The organism is Rhizobium grahamii CCGE 502, assembly GCF_000298315.2.
GTDB classification, from domain to species: Bacteria; Pseudomonadota; Alphaproteobacteria; order Rhizobiales; family Rhizobiaceae; genus Rhizobium; species Rhizobium grahamii.
Genome location: NZ_AEYE02000015.1, coordinates 157,105 through 176,877, shown reverse-complemented (window position 1 = coordinate 176,877; position 19,773 = coordinate 157,105). Strand labels below are relative to the sequence as shown.

Annotated in this window: 20 protein-coding genes and 1 pseudogene; 12 read left to right on the top strand and 9 right to left on the bottom strand. The window is 60.5% G+C overall.

Going from position 1 to position 19,773, the window contains the following annotated elements; genetic code table 11:
* Positions 1-80: 80 nt before the first annotated feature.
* Together RGCCGE502_RS15065 and RGCCGE502_RS15060 are read right to left on the bottom strand one after the other, a co-directional pair.
* Complete coding sequence (locus RGCCGE502_RS15065; RefSeq protein WP_016555027.1) at positions 81-794, bottom strand: SDR family NAD(P)-dependent oxidoreductase; 714 nt, start codon at positions 792-794, stop codon at positions 81-83.
* A gap of 140 nt (positions 795-934) precedes the next feature.
* A complete protein-coding gene (locus tag RGCCGE502_RS15060) occupies positions 935-1,867 on the bottom strand; it encodes a LysR family transcriptional regulator (protein ID WP_016555026.1) in 933 nt (310 codons plus the stop codon).
* A 241-nt stretch (positions 1,868-2,108) separates the two neighbouring features.
* Between RGCCGE502_RS15060 and RGCCGE502_RS15055 the strand changes: the two are divergent.
* The 9 genes and pseudogenes from RGCCGE502_RS15055 (at position 2,109) to RGCCGE502_RS15020 (ending at position 9,832) form a co-directional block, all read left to right on the top strand.
* Positions 2,109-2,785 (top strand): annotated as a pseudogene (locus RGCCGE502_RS15055) (type 1 glutamine amidotransferase domain-containing protein).
* 134 nt (positions 2,786-2,919) lie between these two features.
* Complete coding sequence (locus RGCCGE502_RS15050) at positions 2,920-4,683, top strand: cytochrome c biogenesis protein DipZ (RefSeq protein ID WP_016555025.1); 1,764 nt, start codon at positions 2,920-2,922, stop codon at positions 4,681-4,683.
* Positions 4,684-4,695: 12 nt separating this feature from the next.
* A complete protein-coding gene (gene msrA, locus RGCCGE502_RS15045; RefSeq protein WP_019279987.1) occupies positions 4,696-5,436 on the top strand; it encodes a peptide-methionine (S)-S-oxide reductase MsrA in 741 nt (246 codons plus the stop codon).
* A gap of 146 nt (positions 5,437-5,582) precedes the next feature.
* On the top strand, positions 5,583-5,783 hold the full coding sequence (locus RGCCGE502_RS15040) for a hypothetical protein (RefSeq protein ID WP_016555023.1): 201 nt from the start codon (positions 5,583-5,585) through the stop codon (positions 5,781-5,783).
* An 11-nt stretch (positions 5,784-5,794) separates the two neighbouring features.
* Positions 5,795-6,427, top strand: a complete 633-nt coding sequence (maiA, locus tag RGCCGE502_RS15035; protein ID WP_016555022.1) for a maleylacetoacetate isomerase — start codon at positions 5,795-5,797, stop codon at positions 6,425-6,427.
* A gap of 62 nt (positions 6,428-6,489) precedes the next feature.
* The gene (locus RGCCGE502_RS37940) at positions 6,490-6,978 is read left to right on the top strand and encodes an acetamidase/formamidase family protein (protein WP_244441704.1); all 489 of its coding nucleotides are present in this window, start codon (positions 6,490-6,492) and stop codon (positions 6,976-6,978) included.
* Positions 6,897-7,820: an acetamidase/formamidase family protein gene (locus RGCCGE502_RS15030; protein WP_244441703.1), complete on the top strand. Its 924-nt coding sequence runs from the start codon at positions 6,897-6,899 to the stop codon at positions 7,818-7,820. Before RGCCGE502_RS37940 ends, RGCCGE502_RS15030 begins: the two co-directional genes overlap by 82 nt.
* A 256-nt stretch (positions 7,821-8,076) precedes the next feature.
* The gene (locus RGCCGE502_RS15025) at positions 8,077-9,129 is read left to right on the top strand and encodes an alpha/beta fold hydrolase (RefSeq protein WP_016555021.1); all 1,053 of its coding nucleotides are present in this window, start codon (positions 8,077-8,079) and stop codon (positions 9,127-9,129) included.
* Between the two features lie 286 nt (positions 9,130-9,415).
* Positions 9,416-9,832: an organic hydroperoxide resistance protein gene (locus tag RGCCGE502_RS15020; RefSeq protein WP_016555020.1), complete on the top strand. Its 417-nt coding sequence runs from the start codon at positions 9,416-9,418 to the stop codon at positions 9,830-9,832.
* A gap of 127 nt (positions 9,833-9,959) precedes the next feature.
* On the opposite strand, the gene RGCCGE502_RS15015 is transcribed toward RGCCGE502_RS15020, so the two are convergent.
* The 4 genes from RGCCGE502_RS15015 to RGCCGE502_RS15000 form a co-directional block, all read right to left on the bottom strand.
* Entirely contained in the window at positions 9,960-11,282 is a 1,323-nt protein-coding gene (locus tag RGCCGE502_RS15015) for an ATP-binding protein (protein WP_016555019.1), read from the bottom strand.
* Positions 11,282-12,019: a response regulator gene (locus tag RGCCGE502_RS15010; RefSeq protein ID WP_016555018.1), complete on the bottom strand. Its 738-nt coding sequence runs from the start codon at positions 12,017-12,019 to the stop codon at positions 11,282-11,284. The genes RGCCGE502_RS15015 and RGCCGE502_RS15010 overlap by 1 nt, the downstream gene beginning before the upstream one ends.
* Positions 12,020-12,212: 193 nt before the next feature.
* Complete coding sequence (locus RGCCGE502_RS15005; RefSeq protein WP_016555017.1) at positions 12,213-13,262, bottom strand: NAD(P)H-dependent flavin oxidoreductase; 1,050 nt, start codon at positions 13,260-13,262, stop codon at positions 12,213-12,215.
* 186 nt (positions 13,263-13,448) lie between these two features.
* Entirely contained in the window at positions 13,449-14,351 is a 903-nt protein-coding gene (locus RGCCGE502_RS15000; protein WP_016555016.1) for a universal stress protein, read from the bottom strand.
* Positions 14,352-14,595: 244 nt separating this feature from the next.
* Between RGCCGE502_RS15000 and RGCCGE502_RS14995 the strand changes: the two genes are divergently transcribed.
* Entirely contained in the window at positions 14,596-15,624 is a 1,029-nt protein-coding gene (locus RGCCGE502_RS14995; protein WP_016555015.1) for a CorA family divalent cation transporter, read from the top strand.
* A 69-nt stretch (positions 15,625-15,693) separates the two neighbouring features.
* On the opposite strand, the gene RGCCGE502_RS14990 is transcribed toward RGCCGE502_RS14995, so the two are convergent.
* Complete coding sequence (locus RGCCGE502_RS14990; protein WP_016555014.1) at positions 15,694-16,320, bottom strand: hypothetical protein; 627 nt, start codon at positions 16,318-16,320, stop codon at positions 15,694-15,696.
* A 145-nt stretch (positions 16,321-16,465) separates the two neighbouring features.
* Positions 16,466-17,218 carry a tryptophan 2,3-dioxygenase family protein gene (locus RGCCGE502_RS14985; protein WP_016555013.1) on the bottom strand — a complete coding sequence of 251 codons (753 nt, stop codon included), beginning with the start codon at positions 17,216-17,218 and terminating at the stop codon, positions 16,466-16,468.
* 126 nt (positions 17,219-17,344) lie between these two features.
* Between RGCCGE502_RS14985 and RGCCGE502_RS14980 the strand changes: the two genes are divergently transcribed.
* The gene (locus tag RGCCGE502_RS14980; protein WP_016555012.1) at positions 17,345-17,833 is read left to right on the top strand and encodes an Lrp/AsnC family transcriptional regulator; all 489 of its coding nucleotides are present in this window, start codon (positions 17,345-17,347) and stop codon (positions 17,831-17,833) included.
* A 118-nt stretch (positions 17,834-17,951) separates the two neighbouring features.
* Positions 17,952-18,446 carry an RrF2 family transcriptional regulator gene (locus tag RGCCGE502_RS14975; protein WP_016555011.1) on the top strand — a complete coding sequence of 165 codons (495 nt, stop codon included), beginning with the start codon at positions 17,952-17,954 and terminating at the stop codon, positions 18,444-18,446.
* A gap of 159 nt (positions 18,447-18,605) precedes the next feature.
* Here the strand turns inward: RGCCGE502_RS14975 and RGCCGE502_RS14970 are convergent, their stop codons facing one another.
* Positions 18,606-19,655: a porin gene (locus RGCCGE502_RS14970; RefSeq protein ID WP_016555010.1), complete on the bottom strand. Its 1,050-nt coding sequence runs from the start codon at positions 19,653-19,655 to the stop codon at positions 18,606-18,608.
* Positions 19,656-19,773 lie beyond the last annotated feature (118 nt).

Sequence of the window (19,773 nt, the reverse complement as noted above, 5' to 3'; positions counted from 1 at the left end):
TGTCTTGATGGCGACTGCGGCCATCTGGGGTCGCAGTCGTCGGAAAACGGTCCGGGCAGGCCGGACCGGAGCTACACGGCCTACCAACGACCGGCGTTCTGGCCGCCATCGACGTGGAGGATTTCGCCGGTGACAAAGCTCGCGCCCTCGAGATACAGCACGGCATCGACGATATCGCGGATTTCGCCCATCCGGCCCACCGGATGCAGGGTCGAGAGCGCTGCATGCGTTTCCTGCGGATGCATCGGTGTCTTGATGATACCCGGCGAGACCGCGTTCACCCGAACGCCGCTCTTTGCGTATTCGATGGCGAGCGACTGCGTGACAGCGTTCAGGCCGCCCTTTGTCAGAGAGGCGAGGGCCGCCGGAACACCTGCGATCGGCTGGTTCACCAGGCTCGTCGTGATGCTGACGATATGGCCGGAACCCTGCTTCAGCATTTCGGTCGCCGCGCGCTGCGTGATGTGGAAGAAACCGGCGACGTTGACGCCCATGTTGTGGTTGTAGTCTTCCTCGGTGAATTCAGTGAACGGCTTGGCAAGAAAGACACCGGCATTGTTCACCAATGTGTCGATACGGCCGAAACGCTCGCGTGCTTCGCGAACGACGCGCTCGGCGGTCTCAGGCTTGCTGATGTCGCCCGGTACGGCGATGATACCGGTGTCGGAGCTTGGCTCGATCGAGCGGGAGGTGGCGACGACGCGATAGTTGCGATCGCGATAGGCTCGAACCAATGCTGCGCCGATACCTTGTGATGCGCCGGTGATAATGGCGACCTTCTGTTCCGTGCTCATGATGGGATCCTTTCAAGTGCAGCGGCCTTTCAGTTGCTGGCCGCCCTACGCCCTCGGCGTTGGTGCATTTGATTTAGATCCATCCGATCACTGAGGGAATTGACGTTGATTGACCGACAATCAACCGAATTTCGGCATAATCAGGAAAGTGAGCCGGCTGCAGTGGCCATCCGCGCGAACTCGGAACGCAGTCGGGGAGCCGCAAAGTCCACGAATGCGCGGACCTTCGGCACCGACATGCGGCCCTGTGGTGCGAGCAGATGTACGGGCAGTGGCGGGTACTCGGCATCTGCGAGCACGATCTTCAGCTGTCCGTCGCGCACGTATGATGCAACATGGTAGGAATAGAGCCTGGTTAGGCCACCGCCGGCAGCCGCGGATGCAGCGGCGGCGCGGACGCTATTGACGATGCAGCGCGGCGTGAAATGGACGACCCGAGGAATGGCGGTCCCCTTCGCTGGTATAAAGCTCCAGGAATCCAGGCCGAAATTGCTGAATGCGATAATCTGGTGCTTGGCAAGGTCGCCGGGCTCGTCAATGCGCGGATGGCTTGCAAGGTAGCGAGGGGAGGCGACCACGACGCGACGCACGTCACCACCGAGACGGGTGGAGACATGCGAGGAGTCCGAAAGTTGGCCGATACGCACGGCAAGGTCGACGCCCTCATCGACCATGTTGACGAAGCGATCCAGCATGAGAAAGCGGACAGAAACGGTCGGGTGAAGGTTGAGGAAGTCGTCCAGTATAGGACGCAGCACCTCCTCGCCAAGGATCGGTGGTGCCGAGATGGTCAGAGTTCCGCGCGGAGCCGCGCGCTCGCCGCCTGCCAGCATGTCGGCTTCTTCAAGATCGACCAGTACGCGCCGGCAGGCTGCCGCATAGCGCTGGCCTGCCTCGCTCAGCTTCAGCGTTCGAGTGGTCCGATGCAACAACTCGACACCAACATGCGCTTCCAAAAAGCTTAGCGCCCGGCTGACCGCCGTTGGCGATCGCTTCAGATTGCGGGCGGCGCCGGCGAGGCTGCCCTCGTCAATTGCCGTCACAAACACCTTCATTGCGTCGATGCGATCCATTGTGCCGCCTCGCGGAATAGTGATTGCCCGGCGGCGAGTATTCACCCGAAATTGGACGGAAGTAAATATCGGGGAATGAAACCAGGAAAGCCTGAGCCAGCGCGCTATCCGTGGTTGGGCCCGGCGGCGGTTCGAAGGATCGGGTTTCAAGTGGCAAAGCCTTGCAACGCGCCATGCTCGCGTTCAGGCAAAGGGACATGCCAGCCACGTCTTATGGTTGCTCAACAAAGGGAAACTGACGATGAAGATTCTGATGGTTTTGACTTCGCATGATAGGCTCGGAAACACCGGCAAGCCGACCGGCTTCTGGCTGGAGGAATTTGCTGCCCCCTACTATGTGTTCAAGGATGCCGGCGCCGAGATAACCCTTGCATCACCGAAAGGCGGGCAGCCTCCCATCGATCCGAAGAGTGACGAACCAGCCAATCAGACAGAGGCGATGGCGCGCTCCAAGGGCGATCCAGCGGCGCAAAAGGAGCTTGCCAACACGGTGCGGCTCACCGGGGTCAAGGCAGATGGTTTCGATACCGTCTTCTATCCCGGCGGACACGGTCCGATGTGGGATCTCGCCAATTCCAGGACTCGATCGCCCTTATCGAAAGCTTCTACAATGCAGGCAAGCCGGTCGCCTTGGTCTGCCACGCACCCGGGGTTCTGAAAAAGGTAGCCTACCAGGGGCAGCCGTTGGTCAAGGGCAAGCGTGTCACCGGTTTTGCAAACAGCGAGGAAGAGGCCGTCCATCTCACCGAGGTCGTGCCGTTTCTCGTCGAGGATGAATTGAAGCGTCTCGGCGGACACTACGAGAAGGCCGGCGACTGGGTCGATTTTACGATTGTCGACGGCCGGCTGATCACGGGCCAGAACCCGGCTTCATCGGGCTCGGCTGCCAAGAAACTGCTGAAGCGCCTGAACTCCTGAAGCGGCGGCTGACGTTGCTTGCATTCTGATACAAATCGGGCGGAACGCGACACAACCGAGATACTTCGGGCTGGTTCCCTGCAGCCACCATCAACGACCAGTGCGCGAGCATCGGTCAACTGCAGGGGATGACTATGCTGCTATTCCTTATTGCCTACCTTGCAGGGGCGTTGACGATCGTCAGCCCCTGCATCCTTCCGGTCCTGCCCTTCGTTCTGTCGCGGGCAGGCCAGCCCTTTACGAGAAGCATCCTGCCGATGCTGGTCGGCATGATCGTGACCTTCGCGGGCGTGGCAACACTTGCCGCCGTCGGCGGCGGCTGGGCGGTGCATGCCAACGAAATCGGCCGATATGCCGCCATCGCACTGATCACCGGCTTCGGCGTGACGCTGCTCTCGCCACGCATCGCGGCGGTCGTGACCCGGCCAGCCGTTGCCCTCGGCAGCCGCCTGTCGCAGCAGGCAATCGGCAAGAAGGGCAGCGTCGGCACCTCGTTCCTTCTTGGCGTCGCAACCGGCCTTCTCTGGGCTCCCTGCGCCGGTCCAATCCTTGGACTGGTCCTGACGGGCGCCGCCCTGCAAGGCGCCAACGTGCAGACAACGCTGCTGCTGACCGCTTATGCGGCAGGTGCCGCCACCTCACTGGCGATAGCTGTTCTTGCTGGCGAGAAGGTGTTCTCGGCGATGAAGCGGTCGCTCGGCGTCGGCGAGCGCCTGCGGCAGGGTCTTGGCATAGCTGTGCTGGTTGGCGTTACCGCTATTGCCCTTGGCCTTGATACCGGACTGCTGTCGCGTCTCTCCTATGCCAGCAACGCCGGCATCGAACAGTCGTTGCTGGACAAGCTGCATGGTTCGAGCGGTGTTGCAAAGCCGGGCGGCAACGCCATGCAACTTGCAGCGAACGATGCGCGTAAGGGATATCAGAGCGACTTGCCCGTGCTTGGACGCCTGCAGTCGCTCGACGGTGCCGTAGAATGGTTGAATTCGAAGCCGCTCACCGCGGAAGAATTGCGCGGCAAGGTCGTTCTCGTCGACTTCTGGACCTACTCCTGCATCAACTGCATTCGGACAATCCCTTACGTTCGGGCGTGGGCGGAGAAGTACCGCGATCAGGGACTGGTCGTGATCGGGGTTCATTCGCCCGAGTTCGCCTTCGAGAAGCGGATCGACAACGTCCGTCAGGCAATCGACAAGTTCCAGATCGGTTATCCCGTCGCGATCGACAACAACTTCAAGATCTGGAGGTCGTTCGCCAACAACTACTGGCCGGCCCACTACTTCATCGACGCGAAGGGCCAGATCAGGCACACCCAGTTCGGTGAAGGAGACTACGAACAGTCCGAACAGGTCATCCAGGATCTGCTGGCGGAAGCAGCAGGCAGCAAGAAGGCCGATGCAGCCACCGTCGCACCTGACGCCAAGGGTGCCGAGGCCGCGCCCGACCTTGCCCGCCTGCAGTCCGGAGAATCCTACATCGGCTACCTCCGAGTTGCCAACTTCATCTCGCCGGAAGGCGTCAGGGCAGACGCTGCTCGAGACTACACCGTGGGAAAGCCGGATCTGAATGAATGGGGGCTCACCGGAAAGTGGACCGTTGGGGGAGAGCAAGCCTCACTCGATCAGGCCGGCGGCGGCATCACCTATCGGTTCAGTGCCCGGGATCTGCATTTGGTTCTCGGACCCGGGGCGGACGGCAAGAAGGTCCGCTTTCAGGTGAAGGTCGATGGGGTCGCACCGGGAGCCGATCATGGCTCGGATATCGATGCAGACGGCAATGGCACGGTTTCCGAAACGCGGCTCTACCAGCTGGTGCGCCAGTCGGGAGAGGTGCGGGAGCGGACGTTCGAAATTCGCTTCCTCGATCCCGGCGTCGAAGCCTTCGTATTTACCTTCGGATGAAAGGATAAGGTTATGAAAAGTCGAGAAAAATCTCGTTCATCGTTGCTTGGCTCCGTCGGCAGAGTGGGTATTGTCGCCCTTGTCGTGATCGGAGGCGGCGGCCTTGTGCTCAAGTTAAGTGGCGGGGCGGCAGCGGAAGAGGCCAGGCGCGTTCCCCCGGTCCTCCACGATGTCGCCGCGACCCCAGCTACACAATCGCTGGTCCTTGCCGGCGGGTGCTTCTGGGGTGTCCAAGGCGCTTTCCAACATGTCGCCGGGGTTGTCACCGCGACGGCAGGCTACGCAGGCGGCAGTGCCGCGACAGCCACCTACGAGATGACCGAGACCGGGCAGACCGGTCATGCGGAAGCAGTCGAGATCGTCTTCGATCCGCAGCAAGTTAGCTACGGCCAGTTGCTGCAGATCTTCTTCTCCGTGGTTCACGATCCGACGCAGGTGGATCAGCAGGGTCCCGACGTAGGAAAGCAATACCGCTCGGTGATTTTTCCGCTGAACGGCGAGCAGCAGAAGGTCGCGTCCGACTACATCGCTCAGCTCCGCGGTGAAGGTGCTTTCGCTCGCCCGCTTGCCACCTCGATCGAGGTCGGGAAGACCTTCTATCGCGCCGAGGCCTATCATCAGGACTACGTCTACAACAATCCCAATCAACCCTATGTGTACGTCTATGAGCAGCCAAAGATTGAAGCGCTGAAGCGGCTTTTCCCGGAAGAGTATCGGGAGCACCCAGTTCTCGTCGCAGAAAAGGCGGGCTGATTTTGCTGCGCTTACACAACGATACAGTTCTTTGGGGATTCGAACACATGCGGGACACGCGCGGTCGTCACGCTCAAGTTCTCCCCGGAAGATTAGAATTTTCCAGGAGTTGGCCCAGATGGGTCAAGCAATTGAGGAGATAAGCAATGCGCCTTCTAGTCACTTCCTTTGCCGTGCTCGCGCTGGCAGCCGTTCCATGCGCATGGGACAGCGCTCCCGGAGAGCCGCCCCCGATCGCGGCACTATTCTCGCTGCTATCGCCCTCAGTCGCTGCCAGCGCGAAGCAGCTCGCGCATACTGCCGATGCTGCCTCGGCCAAGGCGGCTCCCGAAAGCTTTAGCAACTGAGGAGATCGGCAATGAAATTGTTCGAAGACAAGATCTCGTCGGCGGCGTCGCGCGTCAGGATCGCGCTGGCGCTGAAAGGCCTCGATGTCGAGCGCGAGACGATCGGCATCCTCGGTGCCGATGCCATCAATCGGACGCCCGAATATCTGCAGGTCAATCCGCAGGGACTCGTTCCTGCCCTGCTGACTGACGAGGGCGTGCTACTGACACAGTCCCTGGCAATCATCGAATATCTCGACGAACGCTATCCCGAGCCACCGCTGCTTCCTGGCAGGCTTGAGGATCGCGCCTTTGCACGCGCCGTTGCCTTGGCAATCGCCGCGGACATCCATCCGCTTCTTCCGCCTAGGGTGACCGCGCATTTGAGCGCCATCGGTGTGGGGTCGGCGGATGTCGCGGACTGGAGCCGCCATTGGATCCGCGTCGGCCTGACAGCGGTAGAAGAACTTCTCGGGCGGCGACAAACCGGCAAATACTCGGTTGGCGATATTCCGACGGTGGCCGATATCTGCCTGTTCCCGCAAGCCGTAAACGCCGAGAGAAACAATCTTGCCCTCGGTCAATGGCCGCGTATTGCGAGCGTTGTCGCCAGGCTTCGCGAAATCCCGGCTTTTATCGACAACGGTCCCGTGCCGCGAACATGAGCATTCGCCGAATTTAAACGTCCCTCGCAGGTCGTTCACCGATAGATTCAACAGGAGCCTAAATGCTTGATAAAGCAAAACAGTCAAAACTCGGGTCGCAGACGATTTTCGTCAACGAGTTGACCAACGGTATTCTAGATCCAGCGGCACCGATGCTGGGGCCGGTCGCCGACGGCGGCACGATCATTGCCAACACCGCTCCCGGGTGCTGGGGCCCGATGATCACGCCGGAAATTCGCGGAGGACATGAGGTGACGCGCCCGGTTGCGGTCGCAGGCGCGGAGGTGGGTGACGCGATTGCCATCCGCATCCGCTCGATTGTCGTGACTTCCTCCGCCACAGCCTCCGGCAACGACGAGCCAATGGCGGGCAGGTTCAACGGCGATCCCTTCTGTGCGGCCGTGTGCCCCGGTTGCGGAGTGGAGTGGCCGCGCACGCGTGTCGAAGGCATCGGGCCGACGGCGATCCGTTGCGAAGCACGGATGCGTCACCATTTACCTTTACCAATGGCTATACGATCGCGTTCGACGACGAGCGACAGGTCGGTCTGACGGTGGGCAAGGCCGAGGCGGAAGCCTTCGCGGAAGATGCCGATCGCCTGATGGCGCTACCGGACGCGTCCATCCAGCATCCTATCCTGACTTTCGCGCCGGCTGATCTCGTTGGTATCGCCACGCGCCTGCGGCCTTTCCTCGGACAGTTGGGAACCACGCCGTCCAAGGCCATGCCGGACTCGCACAATGCCGGCGATTTTGGCGCGTTCCTGGATCATGCGCCCCACATCTACGCGCTGACGGCAGAGGAGATAGCCGAGCACAAGACGGACGGCCACCTCGACGTGAACACGGTCCGCGAAGGGGCCGTTCTGATCTGCCCGGTCAAGGTTCCCGGTAGCGGTGTTTATCTGGGCGATATGCATGCGCTGCAAGGAGACGGTGAGATTGCCGGCCACACATGCGACGTGGCTGGAACGGTGACACTCGAGGTGCATGTCATCAAGGGGCTCGACATCGATGGGCCGATCCTTTTTCCGGTTCTCGATGACGTGCCGTTCCTGGCGCGCCCGCTCGACGAAACCGAGCGGACAAGGGTCCAGGCGCTTGCCCGCAAGCACGGGGTGCGAAAGGTGGAGGACGATGTGCCTGTCTGCTTCATCGGCACCGGTCCGAACCTGAACGACGCCACCACGAACGGCCTTGAACGGGCAGCCGGTTTCCTGGGACTCACCGTACCGGAGGTGATGAACCGTGCCACATTGGCCGGCGCCATCGAAATCGGCCGGCATCCCGGCGTGGCCAGGGTGACGTTTCGCGCGCCACTCAGCTTGCTGGATGCCAAGGGCATCGGGGCATTCGCGCGGGGCATTTACAATGTTCAGCGTGCCGGTGCCTGAACTCATCCGGTAACAAAGTACGCCGGCAATGCCGGTCGCAGTGATATTCGAGGTCGGGTCATGTCGGTGCCCCGACCGCTTCCTAACTCAGCATGCCTCGGTTGTTGCGAACTGCTGATGAACTCGCGCGAATGTATACCAATGTATCGCTAGACCGATACCTACATTTGCTTTCAATTCCGAGCGCCGGATACACAATTGATACACACGGATAGTGATTTATGCGGGTGTCTTTAACACAGGTCGGAGAGCAGTGATGACAGAGGAAATCAATCAACAAAGACGGCGGTTCATGGGCGTGGCAGCGCTGACCGTTGCCGCAGCGCAATTCGGCGCGACCGGCACGGGCGTTGCCCAGGCCGCGGCGCCGGCGGCGGCTCGAATCTCCACCATCGCGCCAGGCACCAATACCTCATTTGGCTCGATCAAGCAGATCGACGCAGGTCTGCTCAATGTCGGCTACGCCGAGCTCGGCGCGAGCGACGCGCCTCCGGTCATTCTCCTGCATGGTTGGCCCTACGATATCCATACCTATGTCGATGTTGCGCCGCTGCTTGCCGCCGCCGGCTATCGCGTCATCGTGCCTTACCTGCGCGGCTACGGCGCGACACGGTTCCTCTCTGACAAGACGATGCGCAACGGCCAGCAGTCCGCGATTGCCGCCGATATCGTTGCGCTGATGGATGCGCTGAAGATCGAAAAGGCGCTGATCGCCGGTTGTGATTGGGGAGCCCGGACGGCCTGCATTATCGCCGCCCTCTGGCCTGAGCGCTGCAAGGCCCTGGTTTCCGTCAGCGGCTATCTCATCGGCAGCCAGGAAGCGAACAAGGCACCCTTGCCGCCGAAGGCGGAACTTGCCTGGTGGTATCAATTTTACTTCGCCACGGATCGTGGCCGCGCGGGCTACGAGAAGTACCGCAGCGAATTCGCCAAGCTGATCTGGCAGCTCGCATCGCCGAAGTGGAACTTCGACGACGCGACCTTCAATCGCAGCGCCGCCGCCTTCGAAAATCCGGATCACGTCGACATTACCATTCACAACTATCGTTGGCGCATCAGCGCGGCTGAGGGTGAGAAGAAGTACGATGAGCTCGAAGCGCGGCTCGCGAAGTTCCCTGTCATCGGCGTACCAACCATTACGCTGGAGGGCGATGCCAACGGTGCCCCTCATCCCGAGCCGGCGGCCTATGCCAAGAAGTTCTCGGGTAAGTACGAGCATCGGCTGATATCCGGCGGCATTGGTCACAATCTGCCGCAGGAAGCGCCGCAGGCCTTTGCCCAGGCCGTGGTTGACGTCGACCGGCTCTAACCGGCCACCTTGGGGTGGTCGCCGGAAGCAGCAGCGGCTCCCCACTCCCTCCATTCCAGACTCTGGACCCGGCGTTGGAGTTTCAGCGCGCTTTGGCCGGGCCCGTTTTCGAGCGCCCATTGCCTCGCCGAGAAGCGGCCTGCCCGTTCGTATCACATTGTATCGGGACCAGGTTTCCGCGGGAGTTGGCTACATTTTCGCACCGCGACGAAACATTCCAGACACGTGCGGGACGCCATCTGCGTCTCGGCAGCGAGCCGTTCATTCTATCGAAAGGAAAAATATCATGAGCGACAATCAGAAAGTACTCTACACCGGCAAGACGCATACGACCGGCGGCCGCGATGGCGCATCGCGTAGCTCCGACGGCCGCCTCGATGTCAAGCTTTCCTCACCAGGTAGCGCGGGACAGGGAACGAACCCCGAGCAACTGTTCGCCGCCGGTTGGTCCGCCTGCTTCATCGGCGCGATGGGCTTTGCCGCGAAGAGCCTTGCCGTTGCACTTCCGACCGATCTCGCGGTCGACACCGAAGTTGATCTCTGCAGCAATGCAGGCGGTTACGAACTTCAGGCGCGCCTAAACGTCAGCCTGCCAGGCGTCGATCACGAAACTGCTCGCGCGATTGTCGATGCGGCGCATCAAACCTGCCCGTATTCCAAGGCCACGCGCGGCAATATCAACGTCACCATAAACCTCGTCTGACGAGATAAGAAAAACGGTGCCCCCGTCAGGGGGACGTGATGTTGAGCAGCGGCAGCCGCAAAAGGCTGCCGCTTTTTTCTGGTATCGAGCAGCATGTCACCGATGTGCGAGGCGGTTCAACCGCTGTTCAGCCAATGGCGATTTCGGCGACGAGGCCGCCGCCGTCGCGGTTGCGCAACGTCAGCGATCCGCCGATCGCTGTGACCAGCTGGACGGCAATGGCGAGGCCGAGGCCAGTGCCGCCAGTGTCGCGATTGCGCGACTGCTCGAGACGGAAGAAGGGTTTGAGGACGGCTTCCAATTGATCTTCGGGGATGCCGGGGCCGCGATCGAGCACTCTAACGACCACGTCCCTATCGGCACGGCGCAGCACCTCGATCTCGGCACTGCCACCAAACTTAAGCGCGTTGTCGATGAGATTGGTCAGAACCCGTCTCAAGGCGTGCGGTCGGGTCATGATCGCGCCGCCACTCATCTCTGTGATCGTCACGTCCTTGCCGGTATCCTGGTAATCGTAGACGAGGCTCTCGATGAACGAAGAAAGGTCGATGCGCGAGGCTTTTTCGACATTGCCATGGGCGCTGCGAGCATAGGCGACGCCTTCCTTGACGAGACGTTCGATCTCGCTGAGATCCTGCATCAGCTTGTCCCTGTCGCCGAAATCCTCCGCCATCTCCGCCCTCAGCTTCATGCGCGTGATCGGCGTTTGCAGATCGTGCGATATGGCTGCGAGGATCTGCACGCGTTCCTCCAGATATTGGGCAATGCGCTCGCGCATTGCGTTGAAGGCGGTTGCGGCATAGGCGACTTCACTCGGTCCCGTTTCGCTGAGGCGAGGGGCTTTGACATTCGGATCGAGCGTATCGGCTGCTTTTGCGAGGTTGACGAGAGGGCGAATTGCCTGATGCACCGCAAACCAGCTGCAAAGCACCAGCAAAGCCAACTGCGCGGCCAACACATAAGGCAGCCAATCGGCCAGCGGCATGACGCCGTGCGGATTGATGTCTATCGTCAACGGCGCACCATCGCTCAGGGTCAAATGCGCCTGGAGCCTCAGGGTGTTGCCGGGAACGGTCTCCACCTCGATCGGATACTTTGTACTTATGGCAGCGCGAACCTTGGAGGCGATTTCGGCGGTGCGCGCGTCGAGTGTCGGATTGCCCGGCAAGCCTGGGCCGAGCACGAAGCTATAACTCCCCCGATCGAGACGATCGAGCCAGTCGGCTCGTTCGCTGGCCGGGAGGCGATCAAGGATGGCGATCGAGGTCGCAACGTCGTTTTCAAGCGTGTTGAACATGACGGACTTGGCGGCCGAGTATCGTTCATAAAACAGCACCGTGAACGACATCGTGTGCGCGATCGCCACCCCGGCAAGCAGGATAAGAAATAGCCGCGCCCCGAGGGTGCGCGGCCATAGGCGGAATCCATTCAGAAAGGCGGGTGTCGCCATTAGCGGGCCTCGGTGATCTCGATCGGCATGGAGAAGACATAGCCTTCGCTGCGGACAGTCTTGATATAGGTTGGCTCCCGGGCATCGTCGCCAAGACGCTGGCGGACGCGGCTGACAAGGAGGTCGATCGACCGGTCGAATAGCTCGGCGTCCCGGCCTTGTGTCAGGTTGAGCAGCTGATCGCGGTTGAGCACGCGCTGGGGGTGGTCGATGAAGACGCGAAGCAGCCGATACTCGGCACCGCTGAGGGCGATCACCGTCCCGTCTGAATCGATGAGGTGGCGTGCCGTCGTGTCGAGCTTCCATTGGCCGAAGCTCAGCAGTTGGCCGGCTTCCGACACTTGCAAGTTTGGTGGCAGCATGCGCGTGCGCCGAAGGACAGCCTTGACGCGGGCTAGCAACTCCCGCGCCGAGAACGGCTTGGCGAGGTAGTCGTCCGCACCCATCTCCAGTCCGATGATGCGGTCCATCTCGTCTGTGCGTGCTGTCAACATGACGATGGGAATGGCCTTGTGTCGGCCGGCGCGCAACTCGCGGCTAAGCACGAGGCCATCATCGCCAGGCATCATGACGTCGAGAATGATCAGGTCGACGGAGTTTGCTTCGAGAAAGGAGCGCATGTGCCGTCCGTCGGCGACTGCGGTTACGCGCAGGCCATTCTTCTTGAGGTAGCTCGATACGAGCTCCCGTATCTCGCGATCGTCATCGACGATCAGGATGTGGTCGATGTGCTCCATCGCGTGAACTCCGTGATTTTTCTGCTAGTGACGCCGTTGATGTATCCGACGTATGTTTATCGCCTCGTGGCTTGCATGACACTGTATCCACCGGCTCTCTCGATACATTGTGATACAAAGTCTGCACCTTCAATTTGCCTGCTAAGCCACGGAAATCGCTTGCGTCGTCTTGCCGATACGGCTGGGCCGGCAGCTATTCGGCAAACAGACTGTCGATCAGTTCAGCGGTCGAGCCCTGCCAAAGCTCGCCTTCTCCGGTTCCCGCCCACAACGACAGGAAATCTGCCGAACCCTTTGCGGTCGACGCCCCTCGCAGGTCGCGAGTAAACTTGTTCTGGGCAGGAAACGGCATGACCGCATCCATATTCGGTGTCATCTCAGTCATGAAGCGATTCTCGATTCCTCGCGCAAACCGGCCTGAGAAGACACGTGTCGTTCGCGTCTTTCGCTTCGGAACATTCAGTGCGGACCGGTAAGGAGCTGACGTTCCGGCCTCGCGTGTTGCCAGGAAAGCCGTTCCCATCTGAACTGCTCGAGCGCCTACGGCGAAGGCGGCGCGAACATCCGCAGCGGTCATGATACCGCCTGCTGCAATCAATGGTACGCGCACTTTTTCCCTGCATTGAGCAAGAAGGTCGCGAAGCAGGATTTCTGGATCGGCGGCGTCGGGTTCGAAGATCCCGCGGTGGCCACCGGCCTCGAAGCCTTGCAATGTGATCGCGTCGACGCCGCTATCTTCGAGTGCCCGTGCCTCTTCCGGTGAGGTCGCAGTGCCGATGAGCAGAATGCCGGCTTCTCGCGCGGCTTTCGTATGCTCGGGTGCCAAAAGGCCGAATACAAAACTGAATACCGCTGGCCTGATCCTCAGGACGGCTTCGAACTGTGCATCGAAATCCTCTTGAAAGGGCGGAGAGAAATGCGGGGGCGTAAGATCGAGTTCGGCGCGGTAACCGGCGGTGGCGGCAATCGCCCGCTCCACTGCCGCGGCATCGACCGTTGGGGCCGGGTGAGGAGTGAAAAGGTTGATCGCGAAGGGTTTGTTTGTGCGCTGTCGGACCTTGTCGGCAAATTCGACGATCGCGGCGGGATTGGAGTAGGCGGCGCCGACGGAGCCCAGCGCGCCGGCAGCCGATGCTGCTACCACCAGTTCCGGCGTTGACGGGCCACCGGCCATTGGCGCGACGATAAGGGGATACTTCAATCCGAGCTGGGGAAGGAGTTCGCTGTCGACTTCTGTTGGCACGTCCGATCTCCTTGTCCAGCACTGGGAAATTCGTCGGTTTGGCAGGTTATGCTGTCCGGACAGGCCTGAGGAATGCCACGCAGGCTGCCGATCCGGCGACTATTTGCGCCTATTGTCTTGCTTTCACAAGGAGCTTGAGTTCAGCTCGAGGGCGGAGGAGCGATCGCGGAAGGCACGACACTGGCGCTAGTGGCTCATCATCAAGGGAACGGTGGCGTGGGAGAGCAGCCGATAGGTGACGCGGCCAAGGAGCAGTTCAAGCAGGTAGCCGTGCTTGAAGGCACCGGTCAGAATGCAGGTGGCATTTACCGATGCACCAAAGTCGAGGATGGTGTTGCCAACCGAGCGGCCTGTTGAGGAGGTCACGACAATCTCGGCATCGAGCCCCATCTGGCGGCAGATTTCCCTGGCAGTGGTTTCGTAGTACCTGTTCGGCTTATCGTCGACGCAGAGCACCGTGATGCGGCCGGCAGCGGCAAGCCAGCGCCTGGCGGCGACGATCGTGCGCCGCGCATGGTCGTGCGGCTTCCAGCCGATCAGCACGTGGTCAAGCAGACGTCCGCGATAGCCGTTGGCTGGCGGGATGAGCACGAGCTTGCCCTCATGGAAGAGGACGTTATGGAAAACATCACGAGCATCGAGGTTGCCCCGGTAGGGAGTGACGACAAGTGATGCGTTCCGGCAGACGCTGCCCACGCAGCGGCGCAGGTCGCCCTGGTAGTCGCCAAGCACTAGGCTTTGCCGGTGAGGCGCGCTCCGTTTCCATTCGTCGAACAGCTGTTTGACGCGCTCGAACCGCTCGTGCGGCGAGCCTTCGTCCAGGTCCCGCAGCATCTGAAGTTCGATTTCCTCGGCTGAGACCAGCATCGCCAGCGGATCGGCGCCGATATGGACGGCGGCGATGCTGTCCTGCACCGCATCGGCCGCGTCGTCGGCCAGATCGAGGCAGGACTGTGCCGAGGCCGGATCGGGCAATAGCACAACGATATCGGCATGTTCGGTGAGATCACGAACGTTGCGCGGCACGGCGGCGGGATCAGGCGCGTTGAAGCCTTTTGACCAGTTGCCGTCGGTCGTTGTCGTGATCACTGTGGCCCTCCTTCGTGGATCGGCCTGCAAAATCTACCTTGGAACAATACGCCAATCTGATCGGTGTTGAAATCGTCTTGGCGCGCAAAGGCGATCTATTTTAAGCGCCAAAGCCAGTGCCGGGACCGGCAGCGACCCCGATTCCGGCGGCCTTGCGCCTTAATTGCGACCTGCTAGAATCTGTTGCGCGCCAAGCTTTTGTGTTGGCTGCATTTTTGTTCCCTCTGGCCATGTAGGGCGCGCGATGGAAACGCCAGTTATCCCGAAACTGAGCTACGGCGCGGAACCCGGATTGCGTTTCGCCCTGCTTTTGAATGGCTGTGGCGGTTGCACGCAGTTGGACATTGCTGAGGCGCGGCGATGGAAACCGGAAGACGGGATCATCTGGCTGCATCTCGAGCGCGACCATGCGGCAGCTGCCGATTGGGTCAAAACTGAAAGCGGCCTCGACAGCTTCGTGACGGAGGCCTTGCTCGAAGAGGAGACACGACCGCGTGTCGAGCCTGTCGACGATGGCCTGCTGATCATCCTTCGGGGGGTGTGTGCAACCGCCCCCGACGAGGAGCCGGAGGAGCGGACCGACATTGATCTCGTGCCGCTTCACCTGTGGGTGGACGTCAACAAGGTCATCTCACTTCGGGACAGCGGACATTATATCACGGCACTTCGCGACATCCGCCTCGCCCTCGAGAAGGGTAAGGGCCCGCAGCGCACCGGCGACCTGTTGGCGCTGATCGGCGACAAGCTTGTCCGTGACTTGGAGCCGGTGCTCGACTCGATGGACGAGGAGGTGGATGAACTCGACGACATGATCTTTCATGGTGAGGCTGGTGAGGTGCGCGAGCGTCTCAAGCTCCTGCGCCGGCGTTCCGTGCAGCTGCGGCGCTATCTGGCGCCGCAGCGCGACGCACTAAACCGCATCGAACACGACGACGCGCCGTGGCTGCTCGAGCGTGACAAGCTGCGGATGCGTGAGGTGATCGACAAGCTGATGCGGTTCATCGAGTATCTCGATGCCATCCGGGACCGCACGGGAATCCTCCACGACGACCTCTCGACAGTGATCAGCGAGCGTATCGCGCGAAATTCCAATCGGCTGGCGGCGCTGGCCGCCCTGCTGCTGCCGCCGAGCGTCGTTGCCGGCCTGTTCGGGATGAATGTCGGAGGTATTCCGGGGGTCAATGACACCTGGGCATTCGTCATCATCGTGGCGTTTGTTACGATCACCTCGATCGCGACGCTTTGGGTGCTTCGACGGATCGGTTGGCTTTAGGCGGTGGTCGCGTCAGGTGCGAATGGCATTGCGGGTTGTGAGAATGCGCCACCCGCAATGCCGCGCCGATCAATTCGATGCAAAGCAGTAGAACAGGCCGTCGCCTCCGGTCCCGTTGAAGGCTTTCACCGTGCAGCCGCCGCGTGTCGGATGCGACGAGTTCCACGATTTGGCTTCCGCCGAGTCGTTCAGTCCCGTCCGGTCGCTATGGCCCACGATTGCGACACCGTCCTCGCCGCCCATCGTCCAATTTCCGCAGGTCTCAGGCGCCGCAGTACCATCGGCCTTTGAACCGGTCAGCATGTCGTGGCGGTTCGGCGTGTCCCCGCGGCCGTTGATGACCGCACCTTTCTCGCTAAGCGCTGTCTGTTTGGTCAGGTTGTTCTTGTCGCTGTGCAGGGAGGCCACGTCGTCGGCGATTTTTTCGCCTTTGGCGTTATACCATGGGCCGGAACCGATGCGATCCTTGGCGTTTTCCGCGTCGGTAGACAGGTAGGCCTTCCAGGTTTTGCCGGTCGAACCGGCGGCTGTAGCAAGCGTGTTGCAATAAGCGTCAGCGCCGGCGAGGCCGCCGAGATCGCCGCCCTTGCCCGGATTTACGCTGGTCACGAAGAAACTCATGGCGGTGTCCTGAGCGTAGACTGCGCCGGACGAAAGGGCCAAAAGGGCCGCGATATAGGCAAACCTGTGTTTCATGGCGTCTCTCCCTGGTTGAATTTCTAGCGGGACGAAGCGTATTGCAGGTAAGCCTCGGCGTAAAATCGAAATCGCGTGATAGGGCGATCCCCCTTGCTATGGTCAAGAGGTAGGCGGACGCCGTGGCCGGTAGGGTCAGCCGAGTTTATTCTGCAGCCTCTTCCGGCTGGCTGATCGAGTCACGAACGACACCATACTGGCTACCCCAGCGATCGGTCATCGTGCAGCGGATATCCCATAGCTCGGGAAAGAACCGGTGCCTGGCGCCGCCTTCGAGCATTTCGACGGGGCGACCCTTCAGCGATTTTGAGCCAAGGCCGATCGAGCGGTGGATCAGGTAAAGGTGGTTTGCGCGGAATTTCTGGAAGAGCTCGTCGAATTCAACCAGGGCTTCCGCGACGACATAGCTGTCGCCGTGGTCGTATTTGCCATCATAGATTTCGTCGATTGTCAGATCCCGGCCATCGAGATAGGCGGCCTTGAAAGCTCGCCAGAGATCAGGTGGCATTCGCAGCAGGAGCTTGAAGCCGGGCGACTCCTGGCCGCTGCCGTTGCCAAGCTGAAGCCGGACTTCCTGGTACTCCTTAGGCGACATCGTCTCGAGAAGATCGAGTTGCGCCGTCATCATCCGCATCAGGCGGTGGACGCGGCCCATCAGCGTCACGACGCGATGCGTGTTTTGCTTCTCCAGATAATCGATGACGTCGACCAGCGTATAGGCAATCAGCTTCATCCAAAGCTCTTCAACCTGATGGACTATCTGGAACTGCAACTCGTCGGCATTCGCCATTTCCGCCAGTGGTTTTTGACAGGTGAGAAGCTTGTCGCACTGCAGGTAGACGCCATAGTCGCGCATGTCGGGCGTCTCGATGCGGGCGTAGTAATCTTCCTTGTTCATGAATGCTGCTCCGGAGTGTCGTTGGCCTACAACAATCCAGTCTAGGCGCTTTGACTTGAACATTGTTCCTTTCTGTTATCAAAATGCTGGGATGTGCAGAACGACTGCCAGCGGGGAAGTTAATTCATGGAACAAATGACAATCGATACGCTGGATCGAAAGATCATCGGTGCGTTGGAGGCCGATGCCAGGATTTCTTTTGCAGCACTGGCGGAACACGTCGGCCTAAGCAAGACGCCCTGCTGGAAGCGTGTGAAAGCGTTAGAAGATGCGGGCATCATTCGCGGATATGCGGCCCGGCTTGATCCTGCAAAGCTTGGGTTCGGCATCGAAGCCTTCATTCAGGTCTCGATCGATTTCGAAGTGTCGGAGGAGTTTGAGGCCGCGGTCCGCCGGCACCCGCTCATCTGGCGTTGCCACGCAACGACCGGTGAAGCCGACTATCTCCTGCATATCGTCGCCGTCGACATGGCGGCCCTGGACAGGATGCTTCGGGAAGAATTGAGCCGCCTGCCGGGAGTGAGGCGCACCATCACATCAATGGCAATGCGCGAGATCAAAGGCGAAATCTCGTTCGCCGCTGCGCAAAGCCGGACACAATCGACGAAACGCTGATCGAGCTAACCTTTCGTTTCAGTCAAGTCGCCGTGATTTCAATTTCTCGTTCTTGACAATGGATTTGCCCGGCAAATATCTGTGGTGACCGGCTTCAGACGCAAGGCCTCAGCACAGCATGATCGACACCCGCTTTTCGACTGCTCTACAGATTGTCATCAGTGTGGCCGTCAACGAAGAGGCAAACCTCCGGACCACAAGCCAATCACTTGCGCAGGGGCTCGATACAAGTGCGAGCTTCGTCCGCAAACTGTTGCTGCCGCTGAATGAAAGCGGCATTCTCGCCACCGCCCAAGGTGGCAAGGGCGGTATAAACCTGGCGCGACCGCGCGACCAGATATTGCTCAGCGAGATCTACGCTGCCGTGACCGGCGACAAGAAGATCTGGGCAACCCGCCACGATATTCCGCACGAGGGGCTCGTCGGCGAGAATATCGGCGACCTGTCGGAGTTTCTTTGCGATCGGGCAGAGCAGGCCGTCGTCGACATGCTGGGTTCGGTGACCATCGATGACAGCGTCGCGGAACTGCGTCGCCTTGAGGCGAAGAAATCTGTCGGCCACGGGCAGCCGGCCGATGCAGGCCTCGCGCGCGATCGTCACGCCGCCGAATAGCTTCACGAAAATGAAGGGGCGGCCGGGCAGGGAACCCGAGCCACCCCTCCTAACTGATCGGAGGTCAATCTGATCAGAAGCTCTCAAGCGCGGCGCCGCGCTGCGTCTCTCTGTGACCTTATCCACAGAGAGAGGCGGAAACGCGGCGTCGCTTTTTGACTAGAATGCGCGCTGAAGGCGGAAGAAACCGGTCGTTACGTCGTCGATGTTGTCGCCGTCGAGGTAGTTTACGGTTGCCTTGGCGTAGAGGTTGTCGACGATCTGATAGTCAACCGTCACACCGATCTTCCAAGCGTCTTCGTTCTTGAATTCGGCGTTGGTGGTGGGGTTGTTTATGCCGTAGTGGCCGTACCACTGGGCGGCAGGGGTGATCTTCAGCTTGTCGGTGGCCTTGATCGCGTATTCGGCAGCAATCGCCCACTCGGAAGCAGAGTAGTACGCGCCCGGATCGGACGCCCAGACGGCTGCGAGACCGAGGGTGCCCGGACCAACGGCAACGGTGCCCATGGCGCGGACAGCGCCGGCTTCGTTGTCGGTGTCGTAACCAGCGGTTACCTGGTAGGAGAAGATACCTGCCTTGCCGCCGATACCGATTGCTACGCCGACGTTGTTCGGAACTTCGCCATCGTAGAACGGGCTGTCTTCCAGCTCGTCGACGCTGATACCAGCGTAGAAGTCCTTGGCTTCGTACTGATAACGGATCGAGTTGTGCAGCGTAACCTTGCTGCCGATGTCGTCCGTTTCGCCCGAGAGGCCATCGTCCCACCAGCTGTAGAACAGACCGGCGCGGAAGCCAGCGATGTCGATGTAGGCGGAGTCAAGCAAAGCTGCCTGCGACTTAGCGTTGTCGGCATTCGTCTGCAGAACGATAACACCGGTGAGCGGACCGTATTCGGTGTCGCTCTTCGCCGTGAACTGCACCTGACCACGGGTGTAGGCGTCCCAGTCAGAGTCGTTGGCGACTGTGGTGCCATTGCCAGTTGTTGCGCTAGCGTTCGGGCCGGCGTTGACCTGGAAACGGATGTAGCCGCTGATCTTCAGGCAGGTTTCCGTGCCGGGGATGTAGAAGTAACCGCTGCCGTAAGCGTCGCAGACGCGAACGTATTCAACCGGCTCCGGCTCGGCAGCAACGACGGCGTCAGCGGCCTGGGCGCTCGAGATGGCAGCCAGGGCTGCCGCCGAGCTCATAAGGATCATCTTAATGTTCATTCTCAGTCCAATCTTTTGTCGATTGGGCACAGGTCATCATTGCCGAAAACCGGCTCTACCTACCCCAAATTGTTTCGTACAAGCCCTCGCGGGAAACGCGGTACGTCCGCGGCGCCAA

Coding starts and splice junctions, on each gene's coding strand:
- RGCCGE502_RS15010 (WP_016555018.1), bottom strand. CDS start 12,019: ATGGAGCACATCGACCACATCCTGATCGTCGATGACGATCGCGAGATA.
- RGCCGE502_RS14985 (WP_016555013.1), bottom strand. CDS start 17,218: ATGAACAAGGAAGATTACTACGCCCGCATCGAGACGCCCGACATGCGC.
- RGCCGE502_RS15020 (WP_016555020.1), top strand. CDS start 9,416: ATGAGCGACAATCAGAAAGTACTCTACACCGGCAAGACGCATACGACC.
- RGCCGE502_RS14980 (WP_016555012.1), top strand. CDS start 17,345: ATGGAACAAATGACAATCGATACGCTGGATCGAAAGATCATCGGTGCG.
- msrA (WP_019279987.1), top strand. CDS start 4,696: ATGAAAAGTCGAGAAAAATCTCGTTCATCGTTGCTTGGCTCCGTCGGC.
- RGCCGE502_RS15065 (WP_016555027.1), bottom strand. CDS start 794: ATGAGCACGGAACAGAAGGTCGCCATTATCACCGGCGCATCACAAGGT.
- RGCCGE502_RS14990 (WP_016555014.1), bottom strand. CDS start 16,320: ATGAAACACAGGTTTGCCTATATCGCGGCCCTTTTGGCCCTTTCGTCC.
- RGCCGE502_RS14975 (WP_016555011.1), top strand. CDS start 17,952: ATGATCGACACCCGCTTTTCGACTGCTCTACAGATTGTCATCAGTGTG.
- RGCCGE502_RS15060 (WP_016555026.1), bottom strand. CDS start 1,867: ATGGATCGCATCGACGCAATGAAGGTGTTTGTGACGGCAATTGACGAG.
- RGCCGE502_RS37940 (WP_244441704.1), top strand. CDS start 6,490: ATGCTTGATAAAGCAAAACAGTCAAAACTCGGGTCGCAGACGATTTTC.
- RGCCGE502_RS15050 (WP_016555025.1), top strand. CDS start 2,920: ATGCTGCTATTCCTTATTGCCTACCTTGCAGGGGCGTTGACGATCGTC.
- maiA (WP_016555022.1), top strand. CDS start 5,795: ATGAAATTGTTCGAAGACAAGATCTCGTCGGCGGCGTCGCGCGTCAGG.
- RGCCGE502_RS14995 (WP_016555015.1), top strand. CDS start 14,596: ATGGAAACGCCAGTTATCCCGAAACTGAGCTACGGCGCGGAACCCGGA.
- RGCCGE502_RS14970 (WP_016555010.1), bottom strand. CDS start 19,655: ATGAACATTAAGATGATCCTTATGAGCTCGGCGGCAGCCCTGGCTGCC.
- RGCCGE502_RS15025 (WP_016555021.1), top strand. CDS start 8,077: ATGACAGAGGAAATCAATCAACAAAGACGGCGGTTCATGGGCGTGGCA.
- RGCCGE502_RS15015 (WP_016555019.1), bottom strand. CDS start 11,282: ATGGCGACACCCGCCTTTCTGAATGGATTCCGCCTATGGCCGCGCACC.
- RGCCGE502_RS15040 (WP_016555023.1), top strand. CDS start 5,583: ATGCGCCTTCTAGTCACTTCCTTTGCCGTGCTCGCGCTGGCAGCCGTT.